The sequence below is a fragment of the Candidatus Borkfalkia ceftriaxoniphila genome (assembly GCF_004134775.1).
In the GTDB taxonomy this organism is placed as follows: domain Bacteria; phylum Bacillota; class Clostridia; order Christensenellales; family Borkfalkiaceae; genus Borkfalkia; species Borkfalkia ceftriaxoniphila.
Genome location: NZ_SDOZ01000002.1, coordinates 1,563,790 through 1,577,154, shown reverse-complemented (window position 1 = coordinate 1,577,154; position 13,365 = coordinate 1,563,790). Strand labels below are relative to the sequence as shown.

The window sequence follows — 13,365 nt, the reverse complement described above, 5'->3', positions numbered from 1 at the left end:
ATTTTTTGGTTAACTTTGCCGCACGCAGTCGATTTTTGTATGAAAAAACGCCTGTCGGAAATTCATCCGACAGGCGTTGCAGGCGCGATTTTATTCATTCGGCATGCGCATTTTGTCTTTTTCGGTCAGTTTGCGGATCACGCGGCAGGGCACGCCCGCCGCGATCACGCCCGCGGGGATATCGCGCGTGACGACGCTGCCCGCGCCGATCACGCTGCCTTCTCCGATCGTTACGCCGCCGCAAACGGTCACGTTGGAGGCGAGCCACACGTTGTCGCCGATCGTGATGGGTTTGGCGTACTCGTAGTCGTATTTCGCCCCCTCTTCGCCGCGCATATTGCGGTCGCAGGCGAGCAAGGGGTGCACGGGCGTCGCGAGCGTCACGTTGGGGCCCATGAATACCTGGTTTCCGAGGCGTACAGGCGCGCAATCGAGAACTGTAAGATTGAAATTCCCGTACACGTCGTCGCCGATAAAGGTATTTTTGCCGTAATCGAAACGGAAAGGCGGCTCGAAGTACACGTCCTTGCCGTGCGCGCCGAACAGTTCGTCGATGATCTTTCTGCGTTTTTCCGTTTCGTCCTCGCGCGAATGGTTATATTCGTACATGAGTTCGCGCACGCGCTTTCGCATGGCGAACAGTTCCTTGTCCGCGGCGTTGTACAATTCGCCGCGTATCATCTTGTCATATTCCCGCATAGGTTCCTCCTTTTCGTTTTCCGCCGAAAGGCTTTGCGCCATTTCCGCAAGCCGTTCTTCCGAGAACTCCTCGCAAAGAGAAGCAAGTTTGCCGTATGCTTTTTTATCGTGATGGATCGTCATGCTCGTACTCCCGGTTTGATAAAAACGGCTCGCAAAAAGCGAGCCGTTTCATATCCGATTCAAACGGAATTATTTGATGATTTTGGAAACAACGCCGGAACCGACCGTTCTGCCGCCTTCGCGGATAGCGAAACGGAGACCTTCTTCAACCGCGACGGGTTTGATGAGGGAAACGTCGATTTTCACGTTATCGCCAGGCATGACCATTTCAACGCCTTCGGGAAGTTTGATGGAACCGGTCACGTCGGTCGTTCTTACGAAGAACTGAGGACGATAGTTGTTGAAGAAAGGCGTATGACGGCCGCCCTCTTCCTTCGTCAAAACGTAAACCTGCGCTTCGAAATCGGTATGAGGGTGAATGGAATTGGGTTTCGCGATAACCTGTCCTTTCTCGATCTGGTTTCTGTCGATACCGCGGAGCAATGCGCCTACGTTGTCGCCGGCAATCGCTTCGTCGAGCATTTTACGGAACATTTCAAGACCGGTAATAACGGTCGTGCGGGGCTTCTCGATGAGTCCGACGATTTCGGCGGGATCGCCGACTTTCGCGATACCTCTCTCAACACGGCCCGTAGCAACGGTTCCGCGTCCGGAGATGGTGAACACGTCCTCGACGGGGAGCAGGAAAGGCTTGTCGCTTTCGCGCGCGGGATCGGGGATATAAGCGTCGATGGCGTCCATGAGTTCAAGAATAGGTTTGCACTCGGGAGCAGCCAAAACGTCCGCATCGGAAGCGCCGGAAGTCGCTTTTTCCAAAGCCTTCAAAGCGGAACCCTTGATGATGGGCGTCTTGTCGCCGGGGAAGCCGTACTTCGTGAGAAGGTCGCGGATCTCCTCTTCGACCAATTCCAGAAGTTCGGGATCGTCGACCTGATCGGTCTTGTTCATGAATACGACGATATAAGGAACGCCGACCTGACGGGCGAGCAGGATGTGCTCACGGGTCTGGGGCATAGGACCGTCGGTGGAAGCCACGACAAGGATCGCGCCGTCCATCTGCGCCGCACCGGTGATCATGTTTTTGACGTAGTCGGCGTGTCCCGGGCAGTCAACGTGCGCATAGTGACGTTTGTCTGTCTGATATTCTACGTGCGAAGTGTTGATCGTAATACCGCGAGCCTTCTCTTCGGGAGCCTTATCGATCTCGTCGTATTTCATCTTCGCTGCCTGACCTTTACATGCCATAACCATTGTGATAGCTGCGGTCAGAGTCGTCTTACCATGGTCAACGTGCCCGATGGTACCAACGTTAACGTGGGGTTTGCTTCTGTCGAATTTAGCCTTAGCCATTGTTAATTCCTCCAAATTATACTTATTTATAAATGATAACTTGTCCGCCGGAAACCCGGCCTTTGCAGCTATCTATCATTATTTAGATAAAGCAGCTTATACAAGCACCTACAATTATATATTAAAACGAAAATAATTTCAATATTTTTGCAGGGTTTTTTAAAAAATTTTTTAGAAAAGCGCCATTATTCGGCTTTTTTGCCGCGTTCGCCGATGATCTTTTCGGAGATCGACTTCGGCACTTCGCTGTAATGCGAGAACTGCATGGTGAACTGTCCTCTGCCCTGCGTGCGCGAACGAAGGTCGGTCGCGTAGCCGAACATTTCGGACAGCGGGATGATGGCGTCGATGACTTTCACGCCGTTTCTGTCCTCGGTGCCCGTGATCGTGCCGCGGCGGGAAGATACGTTGCCCATCAGATCGCCGAAGTAATCTTCGGGGGTGACGATCTCCACTTTCATCATGGGTTCCAAAAGTACGGGATTCGCCTTTTTCAAGCCTTCTTTAAAGCCCATGGAGCCCGCGATCTTGAACGCCATTTCCGAGGAGTCGACTTCGTGATAACTACCGTCGTACACGACGACCTTGAAGTCCACCACTTCGTAACCCGCCAAAAATCCGTTTTTCGCGGCTTCCTGAATACCTTTGTCGATGGCGGGGATATATTCCTTGGGAATGGAACCGCCCACCGTTTCGTCCACGAATTCGTAGCCCGTGCCGGGTTCCTTGGGTTCAAGACGCAGTTTACAATGACCGTACTGGCCTTTACCGCCCGACTGACGGACGTATTTGCCTTCCGCCTCGACCGACTTTCTGAAAGTCTCGCGGTACGCGACCTGGGGTTTACCCACGTTCGCCTCCACTTTGAACTCGCGAAGCAGTCTGTCTACGATGATTTCCAGGTGCAGTTCGCCCATACCCGCGATGATGGTCTGACCCGTTTCGGTGTCCGTATAGGTCTTGAAGGTGGGATCTTCTTCCGCAAGTTTGATGAGCGCGAGCGTCATCTTTTCCTGACCCTGTTTGGTCTTGGGTTCGATGGCGACTTTGATAACGGGTTCGGGGAACTCCATCTGCTCCAGAACGATGGGATGCTTTTCGTCGCAGAGCGTGTCGCCCGTGGCGGTGTCTTTCAGCCCCACGATGGCGCAGATATCGCCCGAATAGATCTCGGGGATCTCTTCGCGGTGGTTGGCGTGCATCTGGACGAGGCGCCCGATGCGCTCCTTCTTCTGCTTGGTGCTGTTATACACGTAAGAGCCCGCTTCCAACACGCCCGAATAGGCGCGGAAGAACGCGAGTTTTCCGACGAACGGATCGGCCGCGATCTTGAACGCGAGACCTGCGAACGGCTCGTCGTCCGAAGTTTTTCTCTCTTCCTCTTCTCCCGTAACGGGGTTGATGCCTTTGATGTGGTCTACGTCCAAAGGAGAGGGCAGATAGTCTATGATGGCGTCCAAAAGGAACTGAACGCCCTTGTTTTTATAACTGGAACCGCAAAGAACGGGCGTGACCGCCATCTTGATGGTGGCGATACGAAGGCCCTTTTTGAGGTCTTCGACAGACAGATCGCCGTCTTCGAAGAATTTCTCCATCAGTTCGTCGTCCTGTTCGGCGACGGCCTCGACGAGGATCGCTCTGTATTTTTTGGCATCCTCGGCCATATCGGCGGGGATCTCCACTCTTTCGTACTCTTTGCCCAAATCGTCTTTGTAGATTTCGGCGTTCATGTTGACGAGGTCGACGATCCCTTTAAAGGTCTCTTCTTTGCCGATGGGGAGTTGAATGCGCACGGCGTTCGTGCCCAATCTCTCGCGCATCATTTTGACCGCGTTGTCGAAGTTCGCGCCGTTGATGTCCATCTTGTTGACGTACGCGATCCTGGGAACCTTATACTTGTCCGCCTGGCGCCACACCGTTTCCGACTGGGGCTCCACGCCGCCCTTCGCGCAGAAGGTGGCGACGGCGCCGTCGAGAACGCGCAGCGAGCGCTCGACTTCTACCGTGAAATCGACGTGTCCGGGGGTATCGATAATGTTGATCCTGTGATTTTTCCAGGTACACGTAGTCGCCGCGGAAGTAATGGTGATCCCGCGCTCCTGCTCCTGGACCATCCAGTCCATGGTAGCGGCGCCTTCGTGGGTCTCACCCAATTTATGCGTTTTGCCGGTATAGAACAGAATACGCTCGGTCGTCGTCGTTTTGCCTGCGTCGATGTGGGCCATGATGCCGATGTTTCTGGTAACCGCAAGGTCAAATTGTCTGGGCATAGTGTACTCCTTTTACCATCTGAAATGCGCGAAAGCCTTGTTCGCTTCCGCCATTCTGTGCGTATCTTCCTTTTTCTTGACCGAGCCGCCGGTGTTGTTGAACGCGTCCATCAACTCGCCCGCGAGTTTTTTGGACATTTCGCGCTCGCTTCTCTTTCTCGTATTGATGACCAGCCAGCGGATCGCCAAAGTCTGGCGTCTTTCGGGACGGATCTCGATCGGGACCTGGTAGTTCGCACCGCCGACGCGGCGGGCTTTGACTTCCAGCACGGGCATCACGTTGTTCATGGCCTGGTTGAAGATCTCGATGGGTTCCTGATTTAATTTGGCTTTCATGATTTCGAAAGCGTCGTAAACGATTTTCTGCGCCGTAGCCTTGTTGCCGTCGAGCATGATCTGGTTGATGAGTTTGGTCACAACCTTGCTGCCGTATACGGGATCGGGCAGGACGTCTCTTTTCGGGACATTGCCTCTTCTGGGCATAACTTGATTCCTCCTTGAATTGATTCGTAAGGGTTTTTAAATACCCTCAGTACAGCTATCGCTTGCCGCGGACGCGGTAGCGAATCTTCCGCCTTTCGGCGTACTGCCTACTTTCAATCGGGCATATTTTAAGGTATATTCCGACAAGTAGGGTCGCGGGGAAATTCCCCCGTCGCATGATTCCGAGAATTATTTAGGGCGTTTCGCGCCGTATTTGGAGCGGGCCTGTTTTCTCTTGGCAACGCCTGCGGTATCGAGAGCGCCGCGGATGATGTGATAACGGACGCCCGGAAGATCCTTGACACGTCCGCCACGGATCAATACGGAACTGTGCTCGTTGAGGTTGTGACCTTCGCCGGGAATGTACACGGTACCTTCCTGCTTGTTCGTAAGACGCACCCTCGCGATTTTACGCATAGCCGAGTTCGGCTTTTTGGGAGAAGTGGTGCTCACCGAAAGGCATACGCCTCTCTTCTGAGGGCATTGCTCCATGATCGGAGATTTGCTCTTGTAAGTGAGTTTCTCTCTGCCGTGTTTGATCAGCTGATTGATTGTAGGCATGATTTACCTCCTTGTAGTATTTGGAATATCTCTTAAAATTGCCCTTACGCAATTTCAGAAGCAAATTTCGGCGGCCTGCCTTATTTTAGGCGCGCAAAACCCTTTACGCACTGGTCGCAAGGTATATTTTAGCATTTCAGCCCCTCTTTGTCAAACGTTTGAAACAAAAATTAGCGACTTCGGCGGTTTTTATGCAAAAAAAAGGCGCAGTTTCGCATTTTTGCGAACCGCGCCGGCAATTCTTTCCTATGATTTAATTGTATGCTTGATAATCCGAAAGATCGGAAGGCATTGAAACGGAAACTTCGCCGATCTCCAGTTCGAACGCGCCTTTGATACGCATCGTCATTTTGCCGAGCGCTTCGGCGGCCGCGTCGCCGAGTCCCGAAAAATCGAACGCGCCGTCCAGATCCATTCTCGCGGTAACCTTTTTCAGAAGGCCGTCCGCGCCGACGTGCAGATAAAATTCCATATAAGAATCTTTCGAGAAAGAGAAATACTCGCCCGTCGCGGGAATGCCCGTAGAGGGAAGCGAGCCGTTCACGCCCTCTAAGATCTCCGTAAAGACGCTCTCGTTCGCGGTCAGTTTTATCTTGATGCCGTCGGAAGTATCCATTTCGAGCGTGAAGCCGCTGTCCGCCAGTTCTTTCAAAAGCGCGTCCGCGTCGGTCGGCAACGCCGCGTCGGTCGGGCCGACGGGTTCGATCGGCAGCATATCGCCGTAGCCGTCGAATATGTCCGCAATGCTGATGCGGACTTTCGCGTTTTGATTTTCGCCGTTCGCATGCGCCGAAGCGTCCAGATAAATATTTTTCATATCGTTGTAGGTCTTGACGGTATATTTTTCTTTTTCGCCCGCAAGGTTGGTCTGGAGCGCGAGGCTGCCCTCTCCTTTCAGATCGAGCGCATCCTGCGCGGATTCCGCGGAGATCTTATGCGACAGATCGAACGACATACTCATTTTTTCGCCCGCCGCGCTCATTTCATAGGAAAGGTTTGCGCCCAGCGACATCCCCGTCTTCCAGCCTTCCGCCTCCGTATCGCCCAACAGTTTCTCCGTGTCTATCGCGTCGAGCGCGGATTGCAGTTCGGCTTTGGTCGGCTCCGTATAATTTCCTTTGATGACGCCCGACCGCTCCCCTTTGCCGCAGCCCGCGAAAATTGCGAGCGCGCCGACGAGTAACAGCGCGGTTGCCAAAGATAAAAACTTTTTCATGTTCGTCTCCTTTGCGATTTATACTTTCATTGTATTCCAAATTTCCGCGTTTGTCAATGGTTGATTGACAAAATTATTTTCCCGTGCTACAATATCGGCAGAAACGACAAAGGAGAAATCATGTACATTTCTTGCAGATAACAACCGAATTGCGAAAAAGAGCGGACGTTGCGCCGCTTGTTTTCGTGCGTTGCAGCAAGAAAGAATCCCTTTATAGTCAGATACGCCGCAGGGGTCGCTGCGGCGTTTTATTTTTTGCGGCATACATCGCGAGGTAAAAATATGTCGATGATACAGATCCGGGGGCTTTCCTTTTCTTACGGCGCGCAGACCGTATTCGAAGACGTAGATCTGACGCTGGACACCGATTGGAAACTCGGTTTTACCGGCCGCAACGGCCGCGGAAAGACCACTTTTTTAAAAATTCTGGCGGGGCGGCTCGCAGCCGCGGGCAAAATATCCGCGAGCGTCGGATTCGAGTATTTCCCCTATCCCGCGCCTTACGGCACGGCGGAAGAACTGTTCAAAACGCTCGCGCCCGACGCCCCGTTATGGCGGATCAAGCGCGAGCTTTTCGCGCTTGGGCTGGACGAAAACGCGCTGTACGCGCCCTTTGCGGGTTTGTCCGAAGGGGAAAAGACAAAGGCGATGATCGCCGCCATGTTCCTGAAAGAAAACGCGTTTCTGCTCGTGGACGAGCCTACCAACCATCTGGACGAACGCGGTCGCGAAATGCTTGCGGCATACCTTCGGAAAAAGAGCGGTTTTATCGTCGTTTCGCACGACCGCGCCTTTCTGGACGGGTTCTGCGACCATATCCTTTCGCTCAACCGCACGGGCATCGAGGTGCGCAAGGGCGATTTCTCCGCCTATCTTGCGGATAAAGCCGCCAGAGAAGACAACGAACGGACGGAAAACAAGCGCTTGCGTTCGGAAATTTCGGCGCTGGAACAGTCCGCGCGGCGCACCAAAGAGTGGGGCGAACGGGTGGAGAAAAGCAAAAACGAAAAAACGGCGGGTCTGAAACCCGACAAGGGACACGTGGGCGCGATGGCGGCGAAGATGATGAAGCGCGCAAAATCGACCGAACGGCAGAAAGAGCGCGCCGCCGCGGAAAAGCGCTCGCTCTTGAAGGACGCCGAATTCGTGGGAAATTTGAAATTGTCCCCGCTTCCCTATCGCGCGGAAACCGTATGCGCGCTTTCGCACGTGCGCGTGCGGTACGGGGAACGGGAAGTGCTCTCCGACTTTTCCCTTGCGGTGCGCCGCGGCGAGGCGGTGCGGCTTTCGGGCGCAAACGGCTGCGGAAAATCGACGGTATTGCGCCTGTTGACGGGTGAGATCCGCTGCGACGCGGGCGAAATTTCGCGGCCGAACGATCTCGTCATCTCCTATCTGCCGCAAACGCTGCCCGATTCACCGCTGACGCCCGCGCGTTACGCAGAAAGCCTTTGCGTCGACCCGGCGCAGTTTCTGGCGATCCTCAATAAATTCGATTTTAAAAGCGAACTGTTCGGCTCTCCCGTCGCGTCCTTTTCCGACGGACAGAAAAAAAAGGTAGCTCTGGCGGCGAGCCTTTCCCAAAGCGCGCACCTGTACGTGTGGGACGAACCACTCAACTTTCTGGACGTGATTTCCCGTATGCAGATACAGGAACTTTTGCTCGAATATCGCCCTACACTGCTCTTTGTCGAGCACGACGCGGCGTTTTGCAAAGCAGTTGCGACGCGCACCGTCGAAATGTAAAAATCGCGCGGCACAGCCGCGCGGATCGACATGGGATGAAATATTAAAGACAGTTCATGCGTATTTTGTCAGCCCAAAGGGCAATGAAATGCGCGTTGGTCATACGTTCGGGCGGCGTGTAAACGTCGGCGGCGAAAAAGGTGTTGATCGTACCGAATTTTCCGCTCTTAATGGCGCTGAGCACGAGATGACGGATACAGCGCTCCACTTTTTCGGCGGCTTTGCCGTAAATCTTTCCCACTTCGTCGTACAAAGATTTCATATTATTCTGAGTATCGGGCCGACGCGCCGCGATCTTAATGCAATCTCGCACGAAATGAAAGCCCTGCAATTTGATCTGCATGCCGAGTTGTAAAAAAATATCCGACAACTTTTCGTCCAGTGATTTTACATGAGCGGCTGCGCCCGCCGCGGGAGCGCTGTGGAAAGCCATACCCGTCACGTCGCAGATGCGTTCTTTGAGTTGGTCGAACTGGAAGGGTTTGATCATATAGTAAGACGCGCCGTAACGGAGCGCTTTTTCGATGAGCCCGTCGTCGTTGAGGCTGCTCAGCGCGAGAAACTTCACGGGAATGTTTTCCGCGCGGATAGTTTTGAGAACGAAGAACCCGTCCGATTTGGGTAAGATCAGATCTAAAAGGACGATATCGGGGCGCTTCGCGCGGATCAGTCCGATCCCGTCGTCGCCGTTATCCGCGATACCGACGAGTTCCCAATCGGGCTGCTCCGTTACCATATCTTTGAGCATTTCCGCCATCAAACTGTTGTCTTCTATAATTGCAATTTTCATTTCATCTCCCCATCTTTCGTGAATTTTTGTAAAAAATATATAAAAAATTATTTTATATTTTACAGATTATTGCGAAATTTGTCAAACTATTTGTGGCATATTTTGGAAAATTTTTTTGATTATTTTTTATCATAAAAGAAAGAGGCGTCTTTTTAGGTTCGCTTTTTTTGAAAATCAACCAATATACGAGTTTTAAGAATTTTATAAAGTTTTGCGCTAAAATTGAATCATGAGACCAAGCAATAAAGTAAACAGCGAATTTGAATTCATTTCACAAAGATTGCGCGAAGCGATTTCGGACAGCCATATCTCCCAAAAACAAATAGCAAAAAATGTATTCGTATCTCAATCCGCTATTTCCAGTTATATGCACGGCACTTCTCTTCCCGCGTTGGATACGCTCGCAAGGCTTTGCGCATATCTGGACGTTTCGGCGGACTATATTTTAGGTTTAAAAGAATATTAAATATCAAAAGGCTCGGCGCAAAAGCGCCGAGCCTTTTTTGGTTCGTTTATTCGACGGCGATCTCTTCTTCCAGAGAAGGAAGGGTTATGTCGCTGTCGCGGTGTCCCGAGGTGATCTGGGGACTCACGTTCTTGTAATCGCGCATGCCCGTGCCCGCGGGGATCAGTTTGCCGATGATGACGTTTTCTTTCAGACCGATCAGCGGGTCGACCTTGTTCTTGATCGCCGCTTCAGTGAGTACCCTTGCGGTTTCCTGGAAAGACGCCGCAGACAGGAACGAATCGGTGGACAACGCCGCTTTCGTGATACCCAACAGCACTCGTTTCGCCGTCGCGGGACGGCCGCCGCTCTGGATGGTCTTTTCATTCTCCTCTTCAAAGGTGAACATATCGACCAGTTCGCCGGGGAGCATCTGCGTATCGCCGCAGTTTTCGATGCGTACCTTTCTCATCATCTGACGGACGATGATCTCGACGTGCTTATCGTTGATATCCACGCCCTGCGAGCGGTAGACCGACTGCACCTCGTGCAGAATGTAGTCCTGCACGCCCTTGACGCCCTGTATACGCAGAATGTCCTGCGGATTGACGGAACCCGCGTTGAGCTGTGTGCCCGGCTCCACTTTCTCGCCCGAACGGATCTTCAATTCGGCATTGAAAGGCAGCACGTATTCTTTCTTTTCCGTACCCGCAAACTCGTCGCGGATCACGATGTGTTTCTGATTGTCCACTTCGTTGATGAACGCCACGCCCGAAACTTCGCAGATGGTCGCGACGCCCTTCGGCTTTCTCGCCTCGAACAGTTCCTCGACACGGGGAAGACCTTGCGTGATGTCCCCCGTCGCCGCGATACCGCCCGTATGGAAAGTACGCATGGTCAACTGCGTGCCCGGTTCGCCGATGGATTGCGCGGCGATCGTGCCGACCGCCTCGCCGACCTGAATGGGCGAGCCCGTAGCCATGTTTTTGCCGTAGCACTTGGCGCAGACGCCGTGGCGCGCCGTGCAGGTGAAGATGCTGCGCACGGCGACTTCCGTGATGCCCGCCTTGACGATGGCTTTGGCCATATCTTCGGTGATCATCTCGTTCTGGCGGACCATGATCTCGCCCGTCGCGGGATCCACGACGTCTTCGGAAACGAAACGCCCCGCAAGACGGTCTTCCAGCCCTTCGATGATATCGCCGTTGTCGCCCGTGATCGCGGTGATCTTCATGCCGCGCGGCTTTTTGCCCGCGCAGCAGTCGTCTTCGCGCACGATGACGTCCTGCGAAACGTCCACAAGACGGCGTGTCAGATAACCCGAGTCGGCCGTTTTCAACGCCGTATCCGCCAAGCCTTTGCGCCCGCCGTGCGAGGAAATAAAGTATTCCAGAACGGTGAGCCCTTCGCGGAAGCACGATTTCACGGGAATTTCGATCATTTTACCCTGCGGGTTGACCATCAGTCCGCGCATGCCCGCAAGTTGCTTGATCTGGTCGATGGAACCGCGGGCGCCCGAGTTCGCCATCATCCAGATGGGGTTGAATTCGTCCAGTCCGTTTTTCAAAAGGGCGGTCACTTCGTCCGTCGTTTCTTTCCAGACGGAAACGACCGCGTTGTAGCGCTCCTCTTCTTTCAAAAGACCGCGGTTGAATTTCTTTTCGATCTGCGCGACTTTGTCTTCCGCCGCCTTGATCTTCGCCTGTTTTTCGGGCGGAATGTGCATATCGAACACCGACGTCGTGATCGCGCCGATGGTGGAATACTTGAATCCGAGCGCCTTGACCTTGTCGAGCACGTCCGCCGCCTTGGGCGCGCCGCCCGTTTTAAAGCATTTGTCTACGATCTTGGAAAGGTGCTTTTTGCCGACGAGGAAGTCTATCTCGTATTTGATATAATCCTCTTTTTCCGCACGCTCGACAAAGCCCAGATCCTGCGGGATCGCCTCGTTGAAGATGATGCGGCCGACCGTCGTCTTGACGCGCCCCGTCACTTCCTGCCCGTAATACGGGCTCTTTTCGTCGGCGATGCGCACGGTCCTTCTGACCCAGATCTCGTCCTGCAAGGTGATGGTCTTGGTCTGATACGCCATGATCGCCTCGTCCGTGGACGAATAGATGCCCGCGCGGTACAGTTCGCCGTTTTCGTCCTCATCGTGCATTTCGTTGTACTTTTTGCCGTCGTATCTGCGGATAATGGTCAGATAGTAGGCGCCGAGTACCATGTCCTGCGTGGGGCTCATGACGGGTTTGCCGTCGGAAAGTTTCAAAATATTGTTGGAGGAAAGCATCAGAAAACGCGCTTCCGCCTGCGCCTCGATGGAGAGCGGTACGTGCACCGCCATCTGGTCGCCGTCGAAGTCGGCGTTGAACGCGCCGCAGACGAGCGGGTGGATCTTGATGGCGCGGCCCTCGATGAGCACGGGTTCGAACGCCTGAATGGACAGACGGTGCAGCGTCGGCGCGCGGTTCAAGAGCACGGGGTGCTCTTTGATGACCTCTTCCAGAACGTCCCAAACGATGGATTTCGCCTTTTCGACGGTGCGTTTCGCGCTCTTGATATTGTGGCACTGGTTGCTTTCGACCAGTTTTTTCATCACGAACGGCTTGAACAGTTCGATCGCCATTTCTTTGGGCAGACCGCACTGGTACAGTTTGAGTTCGGGGCCTACGACGATGACCGAACGGCCGGAATAGTCTACGCGCTTGCCCAAAAGGTTCTGACGGAAACGCCCCTGCTTGCCGCGCAAAAGCCCCGAAAGGGATTTGAGTTCGCGGTTGGAAGGACCCGAGATCGCCTTGCCGCGGCGGCCGTTGTCGATAAGCGCGTCCACCGCTTCCTGCAACATACGCTTTTCGTTTTTGACGATCATGTCGGGCGCGCCCAATTCCATCAGTCTTTTCAAACGGTTGTTACGGTTGATGACGCGGCGGTACAGATCGTTCAGATCGGAGGTCGCAAAACGCCCCCCGTCCAACTGCACCATGGGGCGCAATTCGGGCGGAATAACGGGCAGCACGGTCATGATCATCCATTCGGGCTTATTGCCGCTGCGGCGGAACGCCTCGATGATCTCGATGCGCTTGACCGCTTTGAGGCGTTTGGCGCCGCTCTGGTTGTTTTCGATAATTTCACTGGTGATCTTACTCTCTTTATCGAGATCGACCGCCATCAAAAGTTCGCGGATGGCCTCCGCGCCCATACCGACGCGCAGTCCCGTCACGGAACTGTCGCCGTACTGCTCTTCGATCTCACGGAGTTCACTGTCGTTGATGACCTGTTTGCGGGAAAGCGTAGGCACTTTGCCGGGATCGAGCACGACGTAAGCGGCAAAATAGATGACCTGTTCGAGTTGTTTGGGGCCCATGTCCAGCAAAAGCCCGATACGCGACGGAACGCCGCGGAAATACCAGATATGCGATACGGGTGCGGCGAGTTCGATGTGTCCCATCCTCTCGCGGCGCACCTTGGCGCGGGTGACTTCCACGCCGCACTTTTCGCAGATGATGCCTTTATAGCGGATCCTTTTATATTTGCCGCAATGGCATTCCCAGTCCTTGGTCGGTCCGAAGATCTTTTCGCAGAAAAGCCCGTCTTTTTCGGGTTTTTGCGTGCGGTAGTTGATCGTTTCGGGTTTGGTGACTTCGCCGTAGGACCATTCTCTTATCTTTTCGGGAGACGCAACTCCGATCTGTATAGAGTCAAAATCGTTTAATTCGTACATATAAATCCTCCCGTTAAA

The 13,365-nt window shown here is 53.6% G+C and carries 11 protein-coding genes; 2 read left to right on the top strand and 9 right to left on the bottom strand.

Going from position 1 to position 13,365, the window contains the following annotated elements; genetic code table 11:
• Positions 1-90: 90 nt before the first annotated feature.
• From ESZ91_RS07250 to ESZ91_RS07220, 7 genes are all read right to left on the bottom strand, one after another.
• A complete protein-coding gene (locus ESZ91_RS07250) occupies positions 91-822 on the bottom strand; it encodes a sugar O-acetyltransferase (RefSeq protein ID WP_201270867.1) in 732 nt (243 codons plus the stop codon).
• Positions 823-891: 69 nt separating this feature from the next.
• Positions 892-2,112 (bottom strand): elongation factor Tu, encoded by a 1,221-nt coding sequence (gene tuf, locus ESZ91_RS07245; protein WP_129225632.1) that lies wholly within the window; start codon positions 2,110-2,112, stop codon positions 892-894.
• A gap of 185 nt (positions 2,113-2,297) precedes the next feature.
• Positions 2,298-4,382 carry an elongation factor G gene (gene fusA, locus ESZ91_RS07240; RefSeq protein WP_129225630.1) on the bottom strand — a complete coding sequence of 695 codons (2,085 nt, stop codon included), beginning with the start codon at positions 4,380-4,382 and terminating at the stop codon, positions 2,298-2,300.
• A gap of 12 nt (positions 4,383-4,394) precedes the next feature.
• Entirely contained in the window at positions 4,395-4,865 is a 471-nt protein-coding gene (gene rpsG / locus ESZ91_RS07235) for a 30S ribosomal protein S7 (protein ID WP_129225628.1), read from the bottom strand.
• Between the two features lie 189 nt (positions 4,866-5,054).
• Entirely contained in the window at positions 5,055-5,426 is a 372-nt protein-coding gene (gene rpsL / locus ESZ91_RS07230; RefSeq protein ID WP_129225626.1) for a 30S ribosomal protein S12, read from the bottom strand.
• Between the two features lie 253 nt (positions 5,427-5,679).
• Positions 5,680-6,642: a hypothetical protein gene (locus ESZ91_RS07225; RefSeq protein WP_129225624.1), complete on the bottom strand. Its 963-nt coding sequence runs from the start codon at positions 6,640-6,642 to the stop codon at positions 5,680-5,682.
• An 18-nt stretch (positions 6,643-6,660) separates the two neighbouring features.
• Positions 6,661-6,906, bottom strand: a complete 246-nt coding sequence (locus tag ESZ91_RS07220) for a hypothetical protein (protein WP_129225622.1) — start codon at positions 6,904-6,906, stop codon at positions 6,661-6,663.
• An 18-nt stretch (positions 6,907-6,924) separates the two neighbouring features.
• Here ESZ91_RS07220 and abc-f point away from each other — a divergent pair, with 18 nt between their 5' ends.
• Complete coding sequence (gene abc-f, locus ESZ91_RS07215; protein ID WP_129225620.1) at positions 6,925-8,388, top strand: ribosomal protection-like ABC-F family protein; 1,464 nt, start codon at positions 6,925-6,927, stop codon at positions 8,386-8,388.
• Positions 8,389-8,431: 43 nt separating this feature from the next.
• On the opposite strand, the gene ESZ91_RS07210 is transcribed toward abc-f, so the two are convergent.
• The gene (locus tag ESZ91_RS07210) at positions 8,432-9,178 is read right to left on the bottom strand and encodes a response regulator (RefSeq protein WP_129225617.1); all 747 of its coding nucleotides are present in this window, start codon (positions 9,176-9,178) and stop codon (positions 8,432-8,434) included.
• A 229-nt stretch (positions 9,179-9,407) separates the two neighbouring features.
• On the opposite strand from ESZ91_RS07210, the gene ESZ91_RS07205 reads away from it, so the two are divergent.
• Positions 9,408-9,644: a helix-turn-helix domain-containing protein gene (locus ESZ91_RS07205; protein WP_129225615.1), complete on the top strand. Its 237-nt coding sequence runs from the start codon at positions 9,408-9,410 to the stop codon at positions 9,642-9,644.
• A 46-nt stretch (positions 9,645-9,690) separates the two neighbouring features.
• On the opposite strand, the gene rpoC is transcribed toward ESZ91_RS07205, so the two are convergent.
• Positions 9,691-13,347, bottom strand: coding sequence for a DNA-directed RNA polymerase subunit beta' (gene rpoC / locus ESZ91_RS07200; RefSeq protein ID WP_129225613.1), 3,657 nt, complete (start codon positions 13,345-13,347; stop codon positions 9,691-9,693).
• Between the last annotated feature and the right edge of the window lie 18 nt (positions 13,348-13,365).